The organism is Cupriavidus sp. GW822-FHT03E04, from assembly GCF_058801495.1.
In genome coordinates, this window is sequence record NZ_JBXANI010000025.1 from 107,048 (window position 1) to 127,714 (window position 20,667).

At 61.4% G+C, this 20,667-nt stretch carries 13 protein-coding genes and 4 tRNA genes; all 17 read right to left on the reverse strand.

The window, feature by feature from the left end; genetic code table 11:
- Positions 1–78: 78 nt before the first annotated feature.
- A complete protein-coding gene (gene fusA, locus AC1RQC_RS31020; protein ID WP_492376383.1) occupies positions 79–2,181 on the reverse strand; it encodes an elongation factor G in 2,103 nt (700 codons plus the stop codon).
- A 119-nt stretch (positions 2,182–2,300) separates the two neighbouring features.
- A complete protein-coding gene (gene rpsG / locus AC1RQC_RS31025; protein WP_035876146.1) occupies positions 2,301–2,771 on the reverse strand; it encodes a 30S ribosomal protein S7 in 471 nt (156 codons plus the stop codon).
- Between the two features lie 226 nt (positions 2,772–2,997).
- A complete protein-coding gene (gene rpsL, locus AC1RQC_RS31030) occupies positions 2,998–3,375 on the reverse strand; it encodes a 30S ribosomal protein S12 (RefSeq protein WP_006162330.1) in 378 nt (125 codons plus the stop codon).
- Between the two features lie 355 nt (positions 3,376–3,730).
- Positions 3,731–5,596: a DNA helicase RecQ gene (recQ, locus tag AC1RQC_RS31035; RefSeq protein WP_492376384.1), complete on the reverse strand. Its 1,866-nt coding sequence runs from the start codon at positions 5,594–5,596 to the stop codon at positions 3,731–3,733.
- Between the two features lie 284 nt (positions 5,597–5,880).
- Positions 5,881–10,125 carry a DNA-directed RNA polymerase subunit beta' gene (gene rpoC / locus AC1RQC_RS31040; RefSeq protein ID WP_043350381.1) on the reverse strand — a complete coding sequence of 1,415 codons (4,245 nt, stop codon included), beginning with the start codon at positions 10,123–10,125 and terminating at the stop codon, positions 5,881–5,883.
- A gap of 133 nt (positions 10,126–10,258) precedes the next feature.
- On the reverse strand, positions 10,259–14,365 hold the full coding sequence (gene rpoB / locus AC1RQC_RS31045) for a DNA-directed RNA polymerase subunit beta (protein ID WP_043350384.1): 4,107 nt from the start codon (positions 14,363–14,365) through the stop codon (positions 10,259–10,261).
- Positions 14,366–14,776: 411 nt separating this feature from the next.
- Complete coding sequence (gene rplL, locus AC1RQC_RS31050) at positions 14,777–15,148, reverse strand: 50S ribosomal protein L7/L12 (protein WP_006162333.1); 372 nt, start codon at positions 15,146–15,148, stop codon at positions 14,777–14,779.
- A 77-nt stretch (positions 15,149–15,225) separates the two neighbouring features.
- Positions 15,226–15,774, reverse strand: coding sequence for a 50S ribosomal protein L10 (gene rplJ, locus AC1RQC_RS31055; RefSeq protein WP_017224513.1), 549 nt, complete (start codon positions 15,772–15,774; stop codon positions 15,226–15,228).
- A gap of 431 nt (positions 15,775–16,205) precedes the next feature.
- On the reverse strand, positions 16,206–16,901 hold the full coding sequence (gene rplA, locus AC1RQC_RS31060) for a 50S ribosomal protein L1 (protein WP_006162337.1): 696 nt from the start codon (positions 16,899–16,901) through the stop codon (positions 16,206–16,208).
- Entirely contained in the window at positions 16,902–17,333 is a 432-nt protein-coding gene (rplK, locus tag AC1RQC_RS31065) for a 50S ribosomal protein L11 (RefSeq protein WP_006162338.1), read from the reverse strand.
- 198 nt (positions 17,334–17,531) lie between these two features.
- Entirely contained in the window at positions 17,532–18,113 is a 582-nt protein-coding gene (nusG, locus tag AC1RQC_RS31070; RefSeq protein ID WP_006162340.1) for a transcription termination/antitermination protein NusG, read from the reverse strand.
- Between the two features lie 10 nt (positions 18,114–18,123).
- Positions 18,124–18,504 (reverse strand): preprotein translocase subunit SecE, encoded by a 381-nt coding sequence (secE, locus tag AC1RQC_RS31075; RefSeq protein ID WP_006162342.1) that lies wholly within the window; start codon positions 18,502–18,504, stop codon positions 18,124–18,126.
- 61 nt (positions 18,505–18,565) lie between these two features.
- Positions 18,566–18,641: transfer RNA gene (locus AC1RQC_RS31080), tRNA-Trp, on the reverse strand.
- 84 nt (positions 18,642–18,725) lie between these two features.
- Positions 18,726–19,916, reverse strand: a complete 1,191-nt coding sequence (tuf, locus tag AC1RQC_RS31085; protein ID WP_006164373.1) for an elongation factor Tu — start codon at positions 19,914–19,916, stop codon at positions 18,726–18,728.
- Between the two features lie 43 nt (positions 19,917–19,959).
- A tRNA-Thr gene (locus tag AC1RQC_RS31090) sits at positions 19,960–20,034 on the reverse strand.
- Positions 20,035–20,079: 45 nt separating this feature from the next.
- Positions 20,080–20,153 (reverse strand) — tRNA-Gly (locus tag AC1RQC_RS31095).
- Positions 20,154–20,216: 63 nt separating this feature from the next.
- A tRNA-Tyr gene (locus tag AC1RQC_RS31100) sits at positions 20,217–20,302 on the reverse strand.
- Between the last annotated feature and the right edge of the window lie 365 nt (positions 20,303–20,667).

Sequence of the window (20,667 nt, forward strand, 5' to 3'; positions counted from 1 at the left end):
TTTTCAGCTCCTAATCGAAACCAGTATGTCGTGTTCATAGTGCCGCCGCGCACAACGCGCGGCGGCGGATTTTTTTACTTACTTGCCACGTGCCGTGATCACGGCGTCGGCTACGTTCTTCGGAGCTTCAGCGTAGTGCTTGAACTCCATCGTGTACGTAGCACGGCCTTGCGTGGCCGAACGCAGCGAGGTCGAGTAGCCGAACATCTCTGCCAGCGGAACTTCCGCGCGCAGGATCTTGCCACCGCCGACCATGTCGTCCATGCCCTGGATAATGCCGCGACGCGACGACAGATCGCCCATCACGTTACCCATGAAGTCTTCGGGCGTTTCCACTTCCACGGCCATCATCGGCTCGAGCAGCACGGGGCTTGCGCGACGCATGCCTTCCTTGAAGCCCATGGAGCCGGCCATCTTGAACGCGTTTTCGTTCGAGTCCACATCGTGGTACGAACCGAAGAACAGCGTGACCTTGACGTCGACCACCGGGAAGCCTGCCAGGACGCCGGAGTTCAGGGTGTCCTGAATGCCCTTGTCCACTGCGGGGATGTACTCGCGCGGAACCACGCCGCCCTTGATGGCGTCGACGAATTCGTAGCCCTTGCCCGGTTCTTGCGGCTCGAGCTTCAGCACCACGTGACCGTACTGGCCACGGCCGCCCGACTGCTTGACGAACTTGCCTTCCACTTCGTCGCAGGTCTTGCGGATGGTTTCGCGGTACGCAACCTGGGGCTTGCCCACGGTGGCTTCCACGCCGAACTCGCGCTTCATGCGGTCAACCAGAATTTCGAGGTGGAGCTCGCCCATGCCCGAAATGATGGTCTGGCCGGATTCTTCGTCGGTCTTCACGCGGAACGACGGATCTTCCTGTGCCAGGCGGTTCAGGGCGATGCCCATCTTTTCCTGGTCAGCCTTGGTCTTCGGCTCGACAGCCTGCGAAATCACCGGCTCCGGGAACACCATGCGTTCCAGGATGATGATGTGGTCCGGATCGCACAGCGTGTCGCCCGTGGTGGCTTCTTTCAGGCCAACCGCGGCGGCGATGTCGCCTGCCAGCACTTCCTTGATTTCTTCGCGCTGGTTGGCGTGCATCTGCAGAATCCGGCCCAGGCGTTCCTTCTTGCTCTTGACCGGGTTGTAGATGGTGTCGCCCGAATTGACCTTGCCCGAATAGACGCGGAAGAAGATCAGCTGGCCGACGAACGGGTCGGTCATGATCTTGAACGCCAGAGCGGAGAACTTTTCGTCGTCCGCAGCACGGCGCGACACTTCCTTGTCGTCATCGTCCACGCCGGTGACCGGCGGGATGTCGACCGGCGACGGCAGGAAGTCGATCACGGCGTCCAGCATACGCTGCACGCCCTTGTTCTTGAACGCGGTGCCGCACAGCATCGGCTGGATTTCGCAGGCGATGGTACGGTCGCGCAGGCCCTTGATGATCTCGGCTTCGGACAGTTCGCCCTCTTCCAGATACTTGTTCATCAGCTCTTCGTTCGACTCGGCAGCTGCCTCGACCATCTTCTCGCGCCATTCGTTGCACGAGTCGGCCAGTTCAGCCGGGATGTCCACGTAGTCGAACTTGGTGCCTTGGCTGGCCTCGTCCCAGATGATCGCTTTCATCTTGATGAGGTCGACCACACCCTTGAAGGTGTCTTCGGCGCCGATGGGCACAACGACGGGAACCGGGCTAGCCTTCAGGCGGGTCTTCAGCTGGTCGTAGACCTTGAAGAAATTCGCGCCGGTACGGTCCATCTTGTTGACGAAGGCCAAGCGCGGCACGCCGTACTTGTTAGCCTGGCGCCAAACGGTTTCCGACTGGGGCTGCACGCCACCCACTGCGCAGTAGACCATGCATGCGCCGTCCAGCACGCGCATGGAGCGCTCCACCTCGATGGTGAAGTCCACGTGGCCCGGGGTGTCGATGATGTTGATGCGGTGTTCCGGGTAATTGCCGGCCATGCCCTTCCAGAAGGCGGTGGTCGCAGCGGAGGTGATCGTGATGCCACGCTCCTGTTCCTGCTCCATCCAGTCCATCGTGGCGGCGCCATCATGCACTTCACCGATCTTGTGGTTCACACCGGTGTAGAACAGGATACGCTCGGTCGTGGTGGTTTTACCCGCGTCAATGTGAGCCGAGATACCGATATTGCGGTAGCGCTCAATGGGAGTCTTACGAGCCACTTTAATCCTCTATTCGTCCGTGAGACGCCGGCATCTCATTGCCAACGCCCGTAACACAAACGGGCGAGCGTGTGAAAACACAGCCCGCCCGGCAACCAACGGCGTATAACTCGCGCGCTTTAGAAGCGGAAGTGCGAGAACGCCTTGTTGGCTTCGGCCATGCGGTGCACTTCGTCGCGCTTCTTCATCGCGCCGCCGCGGCCTTCCGCAGCTTCCAGCAACTCACCTGCCAGGCGCAGCGCCATCGACTTCTCGCTGCGTTTTTTCGCGGCCTCGCGCAACCAACGCATCGCCAATGCCAAACGACGCGACGGACGGACTTCGACCGGAACCTGATAGTTGGCGCCGCCCACGCGACGGCTCTTCACTTCGACCACCGGCTTCACGTTGTTGATCGCAACGGAAAACACTTCAACGGGGGCCTTGCCTGCCTTCTTTTCGATCTGGTCGAACGCGCCATAAACGATACGTTCGGCAACCGACTTCTTGCCGTCCAGCATCAGGACGTTCATGAACTTGGCAACTTCAACGTTACCGAACTTCGGATCGGGCAGGATATCCCGCTTGGGGACTTCACGACGACGTGGCATCTTCTTTCCTTTAGATTCAGTTGAGAGCGCGGCAATGATTTCCCGCTCTCCGGCCACCAACTAGCTTGCCTTCCATCGAGGCAAATTCGCCGGGTGACCACTTACTCGACGGCACGGCGCATAAACGCTCCGTTGTACCGCCGCCTGGTGACAGCACCATGACGCAACCGCCACAGGCCATCGTTTGTTGCTTCGGGCTTTGTGCCCAGCTTGCCTGGCGTTAGCCTTAAGCAGCCTTCGGACGCTTCGCGCCGTACTTCGAACGTGCCTGGCGACGATCCTTCACGCCTTGCAAGTCCAGCGAGCCACGGACGATGTGGTAACGCACACCCGGCAAGTCCTTCACACGGCCGCCGCGGATCAGCACGACCGAGTGTTCTTGCAGGTTGTGGCCTTCACCGCCGATGTACGAGATGACCTCGAAACCGTTGGTCAGGCGCACCTTGGCGACCTTACGCAGTGCCGAGTTCGGCTTCTTCGGCGTCGTGGTGTACACACGGGTGCACACGCCGCGACGCTGGGGGCAGTTCTCAAGCGCCGGGCTCTTGCTCTTGACGACTTCAGAGACACGCGGCTTGCGAACCAGTTGGTTGATAGTTGGCATTGTTCAATCCAGCTTGGTTTTACGGAAAAACACCCCTGGGGCCACAAGCAATGGGCCGAAGAGGCAACGACGGGTTTTGGGCGGGAAAAGTGAGCGAGCGCTCTTGAGACGGACCTGTGGAGGAACAGACTGGCCAAAGAGCGCGAGCTCGCCTGGGATCCCGCTGCGACCACACCACCAGAGCATCACACGATCCCCTGGCAGGCTTGCCGATTGCGAACCGAGGGCCACAATTACGACAGGCGAGCGAAATCCAAAGCCAAAAACTCGAATCTGACATGCTAGCAGCGACTACGTAAACCGTCAAGCAGCTTCTGACAGAAGCGTGCTGCTCGGCTTAGGCCCGGGCAGGGCCTCAAAAGTCCTCCACGGCGCCCAGCGCTTCCAGGATGGCATCACCGTAGCGCTCCAGCTTGGCGGCGCCGATGCCGGGGACTTCAGCCATTGCCGTCAACGAATCCGGCGCGCTGCGCGCCAGTTCGGCCAGCGTGGCGTCATGGAAGATCACATAGGCGGGCACACCGTGCTCGCGTGCCGTCTCGGTGCGCCACTTGCGCAGCGCTTCCCAGTTGGCCAATGCCTCGGTGTCCATGCCGGCGGTATGGTCGGTGCGCGTGCCGGCGGAGCCGCGCGCGCCACGCTCGCCGCTCTTGGCTGGCTTGCTGACCTGGCGGCGCAGGGTGATCGACGTCTCGCCCTTGAGCACCGCGCGGGCAGCGTCGCCCAGCAGCAGGGCGCCGTGACCGCCATGGTCGATCACCAGCAGGCCGTGAGCGATCAACTGGCGGAAAATGGCGTGCCACTCGGAGACCGAACGGTCCGCGCCGATGCCAAACGTGGAGACCTTGTCGTGGCCCCATTGACGGATTTTTTCCGACGCGTTGCCGCGCAGCACATCGACCATATGGGTTGCGCCGAAATGAACGCGGCTGGCCTGTGCCGTGCGGTAGACGCAGGACAGCGCCATCTGCGCTTCACGCGTGCCGTCCCAGGTAGCGGGCGGTTCCAGGCAGGTGTCGCAGTTGCCGCAGGGCTCGCTGGCTTCATCGAAATAGCCAAGGATGCGCACGCGGCGGCAGCCGGCCGTCTCGCACAGCCCGAGCAGGGCATCGAGCTTGGCGGACGAGACGCGCTTGTGCGCATCGTCTGCCTCGGACTCGTCGATCATGCGCTTTTGCTGAACCACGTCGCCGAGGCCGTAGGCCATCCAGGCGTTGGCCGGCAGCCCGTCGCGGCCGGCACGGCCCGTTTCCTGATAATAGCCCTCCATGCTCTTGGGCAAGTCCAGGTGCGCCACAAAGCGCACGTCCGGCTTGTCAATGCCCATGCCAAAAGCGATGGTGGCCACCATGATCACGCCCTCTTCCTCGCGGAAACGCGCCTGATGGTGCTGGCGCACGCCCGCATCCATACCGGCGTGGTACGCCAGCGCGTTGAGGCCCTGGGCGCTGAGGTAGCTGGCGGTGTCCTCCACCTTCTTGCGCGACAAGCAATAAACGATGCCGCTGTCGTGCGTGCCGTCCGCGGCCAGATGCTCGGCCTTGATAAAGGCCAGCAACTGCTGGCGCGCATTGTCCTTCTCGACGATGCGATAGCGGATATTGGGACGGTCAAAGCTGGAGACGAAAACGCGAGCGTCGTGCAGCGCGAGACGCTCGACGATTTCCTCGCGCGTGACGGAATCCGCGGTGGCCGTCAGGGCAATGCGCGGCACGTCCGGGAAGCGCTCGTGCAGCACCGAGAGCTGGATGTATTCCGGTCGGAAGTCATGGCCCCACTGCGATACACAGTGCGCCTCGTCGATGGCAAACACGCCGATACGGGTACGCTGGAGCAGGTCCTGGAAGCGCGGCGTCATCAGCCGCTCGGGTGCCACATAAAGGATTTCCAGCCGGCCGGCGAGCAGATCGCGCTCCACCGCGGAGGCCTCGGCCCCGCTGAGCGTCGAGTTCAGCACTGCCGCGCGCACGCCCGCCTCGGACAGCGCCGCGACCTGGTCCTGCATCAGCGCGATCAGCGGTGACACCACGATGCCGGTGCCCTGCCCGGCCCGCTGCCGCAGCAGCGCGGGGATCTGGTAGCACAGCGACTTGCCGCCGCCGGTCGGCATCAGGACCAGGCAATCGCCACCATCGGCCACATGGTCGATGATCTCCCCCTGCCGGCCGCGGAAGGCGTGGTAGCCAAAAACATCCTTGAGAATCGCCAGGGCGCGCGACATAGCAACAGCTTAAAAAAAGGGGTGGGACCGCGAAAGGCGTAACCATACCACCAAGGGCGCGGCTAACTACTTCGGCCTGTAACGAATGTTCCCGGATTTCTTTCGTCTGGCGGCGCATGGAGCACGGGTCCGTGCCCCTGCGGCGAAGCATAAGCACGACGAATAAAAATAACCGAAGAGGCCTAAAGAAATAAAACTGGCTATATACCTACAGGCCAAAAAAAACCCGGCCACCAGGGCCGGGCTTCTTCATGCAGCTTGCTTGCAGGTTCAGGCTGGCAGTCTTAGACCGCGTCGCCCTCGCCTTCGGTCGTCGCCGGCACCACAGGCGGCTCGATGAAGAGCGACTGCTCTTCGTCGGAGATCGCCTGGGCACGTTCGCGCTCGGCCGCCTCGCGCGCCTTGCGGGCACGGTGGTAGGCCAGACCCGTACCAGCGGGGATCAGTCGGCCAACGATCACGTTTTCCTTCAGACCACGCAGGTCGTCGGTCTTGCCCATGATCGCGGCTTCCGTCAGCACGCGGGTGGTTTCCTGGAACGATGCCGCCGAGATGAAGCTGTCGGTGGACAGCGACGCCTTGGTGATACCGAGCAGCAGGTTTTCGTACGTGGCCGGACGCTTGCCTTCGGCGATCACGCGATCGTTCTCGTCGAGCAGTTCCGAACGCTCCACCTGTTCACCCGGGATGAACTTGGTGTCGCCCACATCCGCGATCTGCACGCGGCGCAGCATCTGGCGCACGATCACTTCGATGTGCTTGTCGTTGATCTTCACGCCCTGCAGACGGTACACATCCTGCACTTCGTCGACGATGTAGTGCGCCAGCTCCTCGATGCCCTTCAGGCGCAGGATGTCGTGCGGGTCCGCCGGACCTTCCACGATCATTTCGCCCTTGTTCACCACCTGGCCATCGTGCACCAGGACTTGCTTTTCCTTGGTGATCAGGAACTCATGGGCGTTGCCGTCCAGGTCCGTAATCACCAGGCGTTGCTTGCCCTTGGTGTCCTTGCCGAACGACGTGGTGCCGGTGACTTCCGCCAGCACGGCGGCATCCTTCGGCGAACGCGCTTCGAACAGCTCGGCCACACGCGGCAGACCCCCGGTAATGTCGCGGGTCTTTTGCGATTCGGTCGGGATACGTGCAAGCACTTCGCCCACATGCACCTGCTGGCCGTCCTTCACGGTGATCAGCGCGCCGACCTGGAAGCCGATGGTCACGGAGTGGTCCGTGCCCGGGATCTTCACTTCCTGGCCGTTGGCGTCGAGCAGCTTCACCTGCGGGCGCAGGCCCTTGGTGGCAGCCGTACGGCGCTTGGCATCAATCACCACGAGGGTCGACAGGCCGGTGACCTCGTCCATCTGCTTGGCGACGGTCACGCCCTCTTCGACGTTCTCGAACTTGGTCGTGCCGGTGTACTCCGACACGATCGGGCGCGTCAGCGCGTCCCACGTGGCCAGCTGCGTGCCAGCCTTGATGGCCTGGCCGTCCTGCACCAGCAGCGTGGCGCCGTACGGGATCTTGTGGCGCTCGCGCTCGCGGCCGTGGTCGTCGGTGATCAGCGCTTCGCCCGAACGCGAGATGACGATCAGCTCGCCCTTCGCATTGGTGACGTAACGCATGGTCGCCGTGAAACGCACGGTACCGGTTGCCTTCGCTTCCACGCTCGATGCCACGGCCGAACGCGATGCCGCGCCGCCGATGTGGAACGTACGCATGGTCAGCTGGGTGCCCGGCTCGCCAATCGACTGAGCGGCGATCACGCCAACCGCTTCGCCGGAGTTCACCAGCACGCCGCGGCCGAGGTCGCGGCCATAGCACATGCCGCACAGGCCGTAGCGCGTGTCGCACGACAGCGGCGTGCGCACCTTCACTTCGTCCACGCCGATGGCGTCGATCATGTCGACCAGGTCTTCGTCCAGCAGGGTGCCGGCCTCGATCGCGGTTTCCTGGGTCTCAGGGTTCACCACGTCGGACACCGTCACACGGCCGAGAATCCGGTCGCGCAGGGCTTCGATCACTTCACCGCCTTCGACCAGGGCCTTCATGGCCACGCCGTTGGTCGTGCCGCAATCGTCTTCCACCACCACCAGATCCTGCGTCACGTCGACCAGACGACGGGTCAGGTAACCCGAGTTCGCGGTCTTCAGTGCCGTATCCGCCAGGCCCTTACGCGCGCCGTGGGTGGAGATGAAGTACTGCAGAACGTTCAGGCCTTCACGGAAGTTCGCCGTAATCGGCGTTTCAATGATCGAGCCATCCGGCTTGGCCATCAGGCCACGCATGCCAGCCAGCTGACGGATCTGCGCAGCGGAACCGCGCGCGCCCGAGTCGGCCATCATGTAAATCGAGTTGAAGGAGTCTTGCTTCACGGTGTTGCCGTGACGGTCGACCACGTCTTCGTGCTGGAGCTGCTCCATCATCGCCTTGCCCACCTGGTCGCCGGCAGCACCCCAGATGTCCACGACGTTGTTGTAGCGTTCCTGGTCGGTCACCAGGCCCGACATGTACTGCTTGTCGTATTCCTTCACCTTGGCAGCCGCGTCGGAAATGATCTTTTCCTTTTGCGGCGGCACCAGCATGTCGTCGATGGCGATCGAGATACCAGCGCGCGTTGCCAGGCGGAAGCCCGACTGCAGCAGCTTGTCAGCGAAGATCACGGTCTCGCGCAGGCCGCACTTACGGAACGCTGTGTTGATCAGGCGCGAGATTTCCTTCTTCTTCAGCGGCTTGTTCAGCACCGAGAAAGGCAGGCCCTTCGGCAGGATCTCGGACATGATCGCGCGGCCGACCGTGGTGGCCTGCAGCGTGATCTTGGGCGCGAAGCGGGCGTCGCCCACTGCATCCTTGTCGACCAGTTCATACTCGGTGATACGCACGTTCACGCGCGAAGCCAGTTCGACTTCCTTGTTCTCGTAGGCGCGGATCACTTCGCTGATGTCAGCGAACGTCAGGCCTTCGCCCTTGCCGTTGATCTTGTCGCGGGTCGTGTAGTACAGACCCAGCACCACGTCTTGCGACGGGACGATCGACGGATCGCCGTTGGCCGGGAACAGCACGTTGTTGGAGGCCAGCATCAGCGTGCGGGCTTCCATCTGCGCTTCCAGCGACAGCGGGACGTGAACAGCCATCTGGTCACCGTCGAAGTCGGCGTTGAACGCCGCGCAGACCAGCGGGTGCAGCTGGATGGCCTTGCCTTCGATCAGCACCGGCTCGAACGCCTGGATACCCAGGCGGTGCAGCGTCGGCGCGCGGTTCAGCATGACCGGATGCTCGCGGATCACCTCTTCGAGGATGTCCCACACCACCGCGGTCTGGCTTTCCACTTCCTTCTTCGCCGCCTTGATGGTGGTGGCGATGCCCATCGTTTCCAGCTTGTGGAAAATGAAAGGCTTGAACAGCTCGAGCGCCATCAGCTTGGGCAGGCCGCACTGATGCAGCTTCAGGGTCGGGCCCACCACAATGACCGAACGGCCGGAGTAGTCGACGCGCTTGCCCAGCAAGTTCTGACGGAAACGGCCGCCCTTGCCCTTGATCATTTCGGCCAGCGACTTCAGCGGACGCTTGTTGGCGCCCGTCATGGCCTTGCCGCGACGACCGTTGTCCAGCAGCGAGTCAACCGCCTCCTGCAGCATGCGCTTTTCGTTGCGCACGATGATTTCAGGCGCCTTCAGTTCGAGCAGGCGCTTCAGGCGGTTGTTACGGTTGATGACGCGGCGATACAGGTCGTTCAGGTCCGAAGTGGCGAAACGGCCACCATCCAGCGGAACCAGCGGACGCAGTTCGGGCGGCAGCACCGGCAGCACTTCCAGGATCATCCATTCCGGCTTGATGCCCGAACGCTGGAACGCCTCGAGCACCTTCAGGCGCTTGGCGAACTTCTTGATCTTGGCTTCGGAGCCGGTGGTCTGCAGCTCGGCGCGGATCGTTTCGATCTGCTTTTCGATGTCGATGCCGCGCAGCAATTCACGGATGCCTTCGGCACCCATCATGGCCACGAATTCGCCTTCGCCATACTCTTCGCACTTGGCGATGTAGTCGTCCTCGGACATGATCTGGCTCTTCTTGAGCGGGGTCATGCCGGGTTCGAGCACCACGAATGCTTCGAAGTACAGGACGCGTTCGATATCGCGCAGCGTCATGTCGAGCACCATGCCCAGACGCGACGGCAGCGACTTCAGGAACCAGATGTGCGCGGTCGGCGCAGCCAGTTCGATGTGGCCCATGCGCTCGCGGCGCACCTTGGCCAGCGTCACTTCAACGCCGCACTTCTCGCAGATCACGCCACGATGCTTCAGGCGCTTGTACTTGCCGCACAGGCACTCGTAGTCCTTGATCGGGCCAAAGATCTTGGCGCAGAACAGACCATCGCGCTCGGGCTTGAACGTCCGATAGTTGATGGTTTCCGGCTTCTTCACTTCACCGTACGACCACGAACGGATCTTCTCTGGCGATGCCAGGCCGATCTTGATCGCGTCGAACTGCTCTTCCTGCTGAACCTGCTTAAAGAGATCGAGCAATGCTTTCATTGCAACTCCTTGTTTCGCCGCCAGCCCGACAGCATGTCGGGCCCGCGGCATTCATCCTGTGGGAAAACCGTAGCGGGCATTCGGCGGTAGGCGGGCCATTCACGGCCGGCCTACCGCGCACTCTCGATCCAAATCAATAGCGATCGAGGTCGATGTCGATACCCAGCGAACGGATTTCCTTCACCAGCACGTTGAACGATTCCGGCATGCCGGCATCGATCGAGTGCTCGCCCTTGACGATGTTCTCGTAGACCTTGGTCCGGCCGTTCACGTCATCGGACTTGACCGTCAGCATTTCCTGCAGCACGTAGGAGGCGCCATATGCTTCCAGCGCCCACACTTCCATTTCACCGAAACGCTGGCCACCGAACTGCGCCTTACCACCCAGCGGCTGCTGGGTCACCAGCGAGTACGGGCCGGTCGAACGCGCGTGCATCTTGTCGTCGACCAAGTGGTGCAGCTTCAGCATGTGCATCACGCCCAGCGTAACCGGACGCTCGAACGCTTCGCCGGTGCGGCCGTCGTGCAGCGTGACCTGTTGCTTGGAGGCGGTCAGGCCCATGTCGCGGGCGATCTCTTCCGGGTACGCCAGGTCCAGCATGCGGCGGATCTCGTCTTCATGCGCACCGTCGAACACCGGCGTGGCGAACGGGACACCCTTCTTCAGGTTGGTCGCCAGTTCCAGCACTTCAGCGTCCGACAGGCTGTCGAGGTCTTCCGGCTTGCCGCTCTCGTTGTAGATCTGGGCAAGCAGCGGACGCAGTTCCTGCGCCTTCGCCTGTGCCTTGAGCATGGAGCCGATACGCTGGCCCAGGCCGCGCGCGGCCCAGCCCAGGTGGGTTTCCAGAATCTGGCCCACGTTCATCCGCGACGGCACGCCGAGCGGGTTCAGCACGATGTCGGCGGGCGTGCCGTCGGCCATGTAGGGCATGTCTTCGATTGGGACGATCTTGGACACAACACCCTTGTTGCCGTGACGGCCTGCCATCTTGTCGCCAGGCTGCAGGCGGCGCTTGACCGCCAGGTACACCTTGACCATCTTGATCACGCCCGGCGGCAGTTCGTCGCCTTGCGTGAGCTTCTTGCGCTTTTCTTCAAAGGCCAGGTCGAACTCGTGACGCTTCTGCTCGATGGCTTCCTTGACGGCTTCCAGCTGGGCAGCCACTTCTTCGTCGGCCGGGCGGATGTCGAACCAGTGGTACTTGTCCAGATCGGCCAGGTATTCGCGGGTCAGCTTGGCGCCCTTGGACAGCTTCTTCGGGCCGCCATTGACGGTCTTGTCGAGCAGCAGGCGTTCCAGACGCTGGAAGGCATCGCCTTCCACGATACGCAGCTGGTCGTTCAGGTCCAGGCGGTAGCGCTTGAGTTCATCGTCGATGATGGACTGGGCACGCTTGTCGCGGGTCACGCCTTCGCGGGTAAAGACCTGAACGTCGATCACGATACCGCTCATCCCCGAGGGGACGCGCAGCGAGGTGTCCTTCACGTCCGAAGCCTTCTCACCGAAGATCGCGCGCAGCAGCTTTTCTTCCGGGGTCAGCTGGGTCTCGCCCTTGGGCGTGACCTTGCCGACCAGCACGTCACCGGCTTCCACTTCGGCACCGATGTAGGTGATGCCGGACTCGTCCAGACGCGCGAGCTGCGCTTCGGCGAGGTTGGAAATGTCGCGGGTGATTTCTTCCGGTCCCAGCTTGGTGTCACGCGCGACGACCGACAGTTCCTCGATGTGGATCGAGGTGTAGCGGTCTTCGGCAACCACACGTTCGGAGATCAGGATCGAATCTTCGAAGTTGTAGCCGTTCCACGGCATGAACGCCACCAGCATGTTCTGGCCAAGCGCGAGCTCGCCCAGGTCGGTCGATGCGCCGTCGGCGATCACGTCGCCACGGGCGACGAAATCCCCAACCTTGACCATCGGACGCTGGTTGATGTTGGTGTTCTGGTTCGAGCGGGTGTACTTGATCAGGTTGTAGATGTCGACGCCGACTTCACCGGCGACAGCTTCCTCATCGTTCACGCGAATCACGATACGCATGGCGTCGACGTAGTCCACCACGCCGCCACGGGTTGCCTGGACGGCAGTACCCGAGTCGACCGCAACGGTACGCTCGATGCCGGTACCCACCAGCGGCTTGTCCGGACGCAGGCAAGGCACGGCCTGACGCTGCATGTTGGCGCCCATCAGTGCACGGTTCGCATCATCGTGCTCGAGGAACGGCACCAGCGATGCCGCGGCCGAGACGATCTGCGAAGGCGCCACGTCGATGTACTGGACGCGGTCCGGCGTGACCATACGGGTTTCCCGCTCGCTACCTTCACGCGACGACACCAGTTCGTCGATCAGGGTACCGTCGGCGTCAACCGTCGCGTTGGCCTGCGCCACCACGTACTTGCCTTCTTCAATGGCGGACAGGTAGTCGACCTGGTCGGTCAGCTTGCTGTCGACCACCTTGCGGTACGGCGTTTCCAGGAAGCCGTACTCGTTCAGGCGTGCATACAGTGCCAGCGAGTTGATCAGGCCAATGTTCGGGCCTTCCGGCGTTTCGATCGGGCACACGCGGCCGTAGTGGGTCGGGTGCACGTCGCGCACTTCAAAGCCTGCGCGCTCACGGGTCAAACCGCCCGGGCCCAGTGCGGAGACACGACGCTTGTGCGTGATCTCGGACAGCGGGTTGGTCTGGTCCATGAACTGCGACAGCTGCGACGAACCGAAGAACTCGCGGATGGCCGACGAAATCGGCTTCGAGTTGATCAGGTCATGCGGCATCAGGTTTTCGGTCTCGGCCTGGCCCAGACGTTCCTTCACGGCGCGCTCGACGCGCGACAAGCCGGCACGGAACTGGTTTTCGGCCAGTTCGCCAACGCAGCGAACGCGACGATTGCCCAGGTGATCGATGTCATCGACCTCACCCTTGCCGTTGCGCAGGTTGACCAGGATCTTGATGGTCTCGAGGATGTCCTCGTCCTGCAGCACCATGCTGCCTTCACCGCTCGGGCGGCCCAGGCGGCTGTTGACCTTCATGCGGCCAACGCGCGACAGGTCGTACGACTCTTCGCTGTAGAACAGGCGCTGGAACAGTGCCTCCACCGCGTCTTCAGTCGGCGGCTCGCCGGGACGCATCATGCGGTAGATCGCGATACGCGCAGCGGTCTGGTCGGCGGTGTCGTCCACGCGCAGCGTCTGCGACATGTACGGACCTTGGTCCAGATCGTTGGTGTACAGGGTCTGGATCTGCTTGACACCGGCTTCGCGCAGATTTTCCAGCACGGTTTCAGTCAGCTCGTCGTTAGCGTTGGCAATCACCTCACCGGTATCCGGGTCGATGATGTTCTTCGCCAGCACGCGGCCGAGCAGGTAGTCTTCCGGCACGCTGATCAGCTTGGTACCGGCGGAATCCAGGTCGCGGATATGCTTTGCGTTGATCCGCTTGTCCTTCTCCACGACGACACGGCCGTCCTTGTCGGCGATGTCGAAGCGCGCGACTTCACCACGCAGACGTTCGGGCACGAATTCCATCTGCGCGCCTTCCGACTGCAGGGTGAAATTGTCAAACACGAAGAAGTGCGCGAGGATTTGCTCAGGCGTCAGGCCGATCGACTTCAGCAGGATCGTGACCGGCATCTTGCGGCGACGGTCAACGCGGAAGTACAGGATGTCCTTCGGGTCGAACTCGAAGTCGAGCCACGAGCCGCGGTAAGGAATAATCCGTGCCGAGAACAGCAGCTTGCCCGAGCTGTGGGTCTTGCCCTTGTCGTGTTCGAAGAACACGCCAGGCGAACGGTGGAGCTGCGAAACAATCACACGCTCGGTACCGTTGATGACGAAGGAGCCGGTCGACGTCATGAGCGGAATTTCGCCCATGTAGACTTCCTGTTCCTTGACTTCCTTGACCTTGCCCGGATTTTCCCGATCGTTGATGATCAGGCGTACCTTGGCACGCAGAGCCGAGTGGAAGGTCAGGCCACGCTGTTGACATTCCTTGACGTCGAACGGCGGGTTGGAGAGGTGGTAGGAGACGAACTCCATACGGGCGAGCCCGTTGTGCGACACAATCGGGAAGATTGCACTGAAAGCCGCTTGCAGGCCCTCGGTTTTGCGACGTGAGGGTGGCGCACCCTCTTGCAGAAACTGAGCGTAGGATTCAATCTGGGTGGCAAGCAGGAAAGGAACCTGATGAACCGTCGCGCGCTTCGCAAAACTTTTGCGAATGCGCTTCTTTTCGGTGAAGCTGTACGCCATGGGATCTCCGAATCATCGCAGGGCTGGCTGGACCTGGCGCAGCACCTGAGGTGTTCAGCGACTGGGAGGGGATTTGGCGGTTGGCCGCTACCAACCTCTGGCTGACGGTGTCCGCACGCTGCGAGCCGGCAGAAACGACGCAATGCGTCATACCGGCCCGGGGGACACCCGACCAAACTTGTCTTCTGCAGTCGGTTCAGAAGACAAACATCAGCAACCACCTAGTGTGCCACTGATGTTTGGCCTCTGCTCAAGCTTAGGCATACGCCCAGCTCTCAAGCATCGCTTGCGCCATTTGTTCACGCTTCCGAGTGCACAGTAAAACACACATCGCAGAAGCGCAAAAAGGCTGGCGCCGGGAATCTCCCTTTGCCAGCCCCATTCGCGTGCCAAAAGGCACGCGAGTACAGCTTACTTGACTTCGACCTTTGCGCCGGCGTCTTCCAGCTTCTTCTTGGCGTCGGCTGCAGCAGCCTTGTCCACGCCTTCCTTGACAGCCTTCGGTGCGCCGTCAACCAGATCCTTGGCTTCCTTCAGGCCCAGGCCGGTGATTTCGCGAACAGCCTTAATCACGCCAACCTTGTTTGCGCCGATTTCCGACAGGATAACGTTGAACTCGGTTTGCTCTTCAGCGGCAGCAGCGCCTGCGCCCGGGGCAGCAGCCACGGCCATCGAAGCGGCGGACACGCCAAACTTTTCTTCGAACGCCTTGACCAGGTCGTTCAGTTCCATCACGGACATCGAGCCTACGGCTTCGAGGATGTCGTCTTTGCTGATTGCCATTTGGAATACTCCTGCTAAATGTGATTCGGTATCGGTAATGCGATCTTGATGAGCCAGGCTGCGAAAAGGCTTACGCCTTAAGCAGCTGCGCCTTCGCTCTCGGCGGCGGCAGCAGCGCCTTCGCCTTCGGCAGGGGCGCCTTCGCTCTTCTTGGCGGCCAGTGCAGCCAGCAGACGGGCGAAGCCCGACACCGGTGCCTGCATCACGCCAAGCAGCTGAGCAATCAGTTCGTCACGGCTCGGGATCGAGGCCAGTGCCTTGACGGCAGCAGCATCGAGCACATTGCCGTCATACGACGCTGCGCGCAGAACCAACTTGTCGTTGGTCTTGGCAAAGTCGTTCAGAACCTTGGCCGACGACACTGCATCTTCGGAAATACCGTAGATCAGCGGACCGGTCATTTGCTCTGCGAGGCCGGCAAACGGCGTGCCTTCCACGGCGCGGCGCGCCAGCGTGTTCTTCAGAACGCGCAGGTACACGCCTTGCTCGCGGGCCTTGGCGCGCAGCTTGGTCAGATCGCCAACCGCAATGCCGCGATATTCGGCTACGACGATGGTCTGGGCTTTAGCGACTTGCGCCGAAACCTCAGCAACGACGGCCTTCTTATCTTCAATATTAAGTGGCACGGTTAAGCTCCAAAACGATGCTTGTCCCCCGGATCGTCCGAGGCACGCACATCAGTCCAAACGAACGGCGTCCGATTTGGCCCGAATCACCCGGGTCATTGCCCGGATTCTTCAATCCCTCGGGTGCGCCATCTGCGCTGGTGGGCCGGGAGGCGTCGCGGCAGGCCGAAGCCACGCTGCGTACGTTCCGTCCGATTAAGGCGAGGCAGCCAACCTACGGCCGCACCCGCCACCAGCGGTCTTTGATAACCAGCGGTGCCTGCTCCGCGCTTGCGCGCCGGCGGGCACCACTGCCCAAAGCCTTGCTCCTCCATCCTGCGGTGTCCTATCGGGCACCGCCTGACTCGGGAGACGATCCCGGCCTGGGCCAGGATCCTCAATTCTTTACGCTGGGCGACGTTATCGGGTCCGCCCTGCGGTTGCCGCCAGCCTTAGGCCGACAGCGAAGCCTGTTCCACGCGAACGCCAACGCCCATGGTGGACGAAACAGCGATCTTGCGCAGGTACACGCCCTTGCTGGTAGCCGGCTTCGACTTCACCAGGGCTTCGATCAGCGCGCTCAGGTTGCGCTTCAGATCGGCATCCTGGAACGAACGGCGGCCAATGGTGGCGTGGATGATACCGGCCTTGTCGACACGGTATTGCACCTGACCGGCCTTGGCGTTCTTCACAGCCTGGGCGACGTCGGGGGTAACCGTACCGACCTTCGGGTTCGGCATCAGGCCGCGCGGGCCCAGGATCTGGCCCAGCGTACCAACGATACGCATCGTGTCCGGCGAAGCGATCACGACGTCGAAGTTCAGGTTGCCGGCCTTGACTTGTTCAGCCAGGTCTTCCATACCGACGATTTCGGCGCCAGCTGCCTTCGCGGCTTCAGCCTTTTCGCCTTGGGCGAACACAGCCACGCGAACCGACTTGCCGGTACCGGCAGGCAGCACGACGGAGCCACGAACCACCTGGTCCGACTTCTTCGCATCGATGCCGAGTTGCACGGCAACGTCGATGGATTCGTCGAACTTGGCCGATGCGCAACCCTTCACCAGGCCCAGGGCCTCGTCGATCGGGTAGAACTTGGTGCGCTCGATCTTCGCCTTGTTCGCGGCGGTGCGCTTGGAAACCTTAGCCATTTACAGACCCTCCACGGTGATGCCCATCGAGCGAGCCGAACCGGCGATCGTACGGACAGCAGCGTCCAGATCGGCAGCGGTCAGGTCAGCGTTCTTTGCCTTGGCGATTTCTTCAGCCTGGGCACGCGTGATCTTGCCAACCTTGTCGGTGTGCGGCTTGGCCGAACCCTTGGTCAGGCCAGCTGCCTTCTTGATCAGAACGGTCGCCGGGGGCGACTTCATCACGAAGGTGAAGCTCTTGTCGGCGAAGGCGGTAATCACCACCGGCACCGGCAGGCCGGGTTCCATGCCTTGGGTCTGCGCGTTGAACGCCTTGCAGAACTCCATGATGTTCAGACCGCGTTGACCCAGTGCGGGGCCCACGGGCGGGGAGGGATTTGCCTTACCAGCCGGAATTTGCAGCTTGATAAAGCCAATGATCTTCTTGGCCATATTTACTCCAATCCGGACCGCTTCCTGACGGAATGCGATCCTGTTGAGTCGTAGCGCGCTATCGCTGCAGGGATGGTTCATCCACCCCAGCCAGCCTCACGCTCCTCTTGTGGCCAGCCCCTTTCGAGACTGGCCGCTGCATTTTTCGCTGGCCTTGCGACCAGCATAAAACGCGAAAACCTGAACCGCTTAAACCACTTAGACCTTCTCGACCTGGCCGAACTCGAGCTCGACCGGAGTGGCGCGCCCGAAGATGGTGACCGAGACGCGCAAGCGCGATTTCTCGTAGTTCACTTCCTCGACGTTGCCGTTGAAGTCGGTGAAAGGACCGTCCTTGACGCGAACCATTTCGCCCACTTCGAAGAGCGTCTTGGGACGCGGCTTCTCGACCCCTTCCTGCATCTGGGTCATGATCTTGTCGACTTCCTTCTGGGAAATCGGGCTCGGGCGATTGCGCGCACCGCCGACGAAGCCAGTGACCTTGCTGGTGTTCTTCACCAGGTGCCAGGTCTCGTCGGTCATTTCCATCTCGACCAGCACGTACCCCGGGAAGAAGCGACGTTCGGTGACAGACTTCTGCCCACCCTTGATTTCAACGACTTCTTCGGACGGGACCAGGATGCGGCCAAACTTATCCTGCATTTCAGCGCGCTCAATGCGCTCCTGCAGCGCGCGCTGCACACTCTTTTCCATGCCGGAATAGGCGTGCACCACATACCAGCGCTTCTTCGACGAAGGCGATTCAGCTGCGGGGACTTCCTGTTGTGCGTTATCCGTCATGTTCTATCCTTCATTTCCAGCCCAGCACGAGCGAAAAGATGACCCACTCGATGAGCTTGTCCGCAGACCACAGGAACACGGCCATGATCACGACAAAGACAAACACCAGGCCCGTCATCTGCCCGGCTTCCTTGCGGGTGGGCCAAACGACCTTACGGACTTCGCGATACGATTCCTTGGAGAAACCGATGAAGTCCTTGCCTGGCGCCGATACCAGCGCGACCACCACGCCCAGCGCAATGCCGCCGAACAGCGCAGCGCCACGCACGTAGGACGGTTGCTGTGCCAGGGCATAGAAACCGATGACGCCGGCAACCACCAGTAGCACCGCGGCGCCAAGCAACCACTTACCACTGGCGGCGTTGACGGTTTCGACGTTGGGATTGGCCATGTTTCGCAAACGAGACTAAGCCGCGTCACGATACTCTCTATCGCGACGCGGCTGATTGAATTGGCAGGGGCAGAGGGAATCGAACCCCCAACCTTCGGTTTTGGAGACCGACGCTCTGCCAGTTGAGCTATACCCCTAAAACAACTGTGGGGTCGGCGATTAGGCCAACCCCTCTGGCAACGAATACGGCCGGTTGGTGCCGTATTCGCTGTTCGACCTTATCAGTCGAGGATCTTTGCCACGACGCCGGCGCCGACGGTACGACCGCCTTCACGGATGGCGAAACGCAGGCCTTCTTCCATGGCGATCGGGGCAATCAGCTTGACCGTGATCGACACGTTGTCACCCGGCATGACCATTTCCTTGTCCTTCGGCAGCTCGATCGAGCCAGTCACGTCGGTCGTACGGAAGTAGAACTGCGGGCGGTAGTTGTTGAAGAACGGGGTGTGGCGGCCGCCTTCGTCCTTCGACAAGATGTAGACCTCGCCGGTGAAGTGCGTGTGCGGCTTGATCGAACCCGGCTTGCACAGCACTTGGCCGCGCTCGACGTCTTCGCGCTTCGTGCCGCGCAGCAGCAGACCCACGTTGTCGCCTGCTTGACCTTGGTCCAGCAGCTTGCGGAACATTTCCACGCCGGTGCAGATGGTCTTGACCGTCGGCTTGATACCAACGATTTCGATTTCTTCACCAACCTTGATGATGCCGCGCTCGATACGACCGGTCACAACCGTGCCACGGCCCGAGATCGAGAACACGTCTTCCACCGGCATCAGGAAGGTACCGTCGATGGCACGTTCCGGCGTCGGGATGTAGCTGTCCAGCTGTTCGGCCAGGGCCAGAATGGCTTGCTCGCCCAGTTCGCCCTTGTCGCCTTCCAGTGCCAGCTTGGCCGAACCCTTGATGATCGGGGTGTCGTCGCCGGGGAATTCGTACTTGGACAAGAGCTCGCGCACTTCCATTTCGACCAGCTCGAGCAGCTCGGCGTCGTCGACCATGTCGCACTTGTTCAGGAACACGATGATGTAAGGCACGCCAACCTGGCGGGCCAGCAGGATGTGTTCGCGGGTCTGGGGCATGGGGCCGTCAGCGGCCGAGCACACCAGGATCGCGCCGTCCATCTGTGCGGCGCCCGTGATCATGTTCTTCACATAGTCAGCGTGGCCCGGGCAGTCAACGTGTGCGTAGTGGCGGTTAGCCGTTTCGTACTCGACGTGGGCGGTGTTGATGGTAATACCGCGTGCCTTTTCTTCCGGCGCTGCGTCGATTTCGTCGTACTTCTTGGCCGAACCGCCAAACTTGGCTGCCAGCACCGTAGCAATTGCTGCCGTCAGGGTGGTCTTACCATGGTCAACGTGACCGATCGTACCAACGTTCACGTGCGGTTTAGTCCGCGAGAACTTTTCCTTTGCCATTTCGCGACTCCTGTGTCGGTAGCGATATTGCTAGTGCGGTATTTGGTGCCCATGGGCAGGATCGAACTGCCGACCTCTCCCTTACCAAGGGAGTGCTCTACCACTGAGCCACATGGGCGAAACTTGAATGCTGCTTTTTAGAACTGCAAGAACCCGGGCAATCTGGAGCGGGTGAAGGGAATCGAACCCTCGTCGTAAGCTTGGAAGGCTTCTGCTCTACCATTGAGCTACACCCGCCGGGTTACCACGCTTTCTGCTTCACCGACACCTGCCGGGTACTCACTACTGCTTTGCAATTCTTGGTGGAGAGGGTTGGATTCGAACCAACGTAGGCGTAAGCCAACAGATTTACAGTCTGCCCCCTTTAGCCACTCGGGCACCTCTCCGCAGTGAACTTCTGATTATGGTGTAACTTTCCTTGGCTGTCAAGCACTTTCCGTACTATGCAAAGTAGGGAAGGACAGACTTCGGAGCGTTGACCTGGCACCAGCTAAGCTGCCCGATCGCACCATCATCGTCGGCGTTCAATAAAGAACACCTTCACCCTATAGGGGCTCGCCAGAGGCTCTAAAACGGCGTCTGGCGGCCTCTCGGGCCTTGCTTTGACGTCGATTTCGGCCAACTGGCTCGCCAGGCTGGCGGCTTGGACGCTGCTAGAGCCTGATCGCGCAAAACCGCAGCCGCAAAAGCAAAACCCCCCAGTACTTTCGTACTGGGGGGTTTCAAGGGAGAGCCTGGCGATTACCTACTT